The sequence below is a fragment of the Streptomyces sp. BE20 genome, assembly GCF_036322525.1.
In the GTDB taxonomy this organism is placed as follows: Bacteria; Actinomycetota; Actinomycetes; order Streptomycetales; family Streptomycetaceae; genus Kitasatospora.
The window spans coordinates 1-384 of sequence record NZ_JAQYWW010000512.1 but is presented as its reverse complement, the minus strand read 5'-3'; the positions used below and the strand labels follow the sequence as shown (position 1 = coordinate 384).

1 protein-coding gene is annotated in these 384 nt (G+C 72.9%); it reads right to left on the bottom strand.

Translation table 11 applies throughout. From position 1 onward, the window contains the following. Positions 1-79: 79 nt before the first annotated feature. On the bottom strand, positions 80-384 hold a 305-nt coding region (locus PUR61_RS08020), incomplete at its 5' end, for an acyltransferase domain-containing protein (protein WP_329877179.1).

Here is a 384-nt window from a genome sequence, read left to right as displayed (position 1 = left end):
GCCGGTGCTGGAAGGCGTAGGTCGGGAGTTAGGAGGGAGCGAGGGGTCCGGCCCCGTCGTAGGAGGCCGACCAGTCGACCTACACCCCGCGGACGTGCAGATCGTCGTCGGAGAGAAGGACGCGGTCCCACCCGCCCTCGTCGCGCCGCAGCGTGCCGGTGACGGCCGCCTCGCGCACGGAGGCCGCCTCCAGCGCCTCGACGATGCTGTGGGCGAGCACCGGGTGGGCGCTGACCTCGACGACCGCGCGGTACTCCGCGGCGGCGAGGGTCTCGACGGCCTCGGCGAAGCGCACGGTCTGCCGCAGGTTGCGGTACCAGTACCCGCCGTCCAGCTCAGGACCCTCCAACCACCGGCCCTCCACCGTCGACAGGAACGGGATCG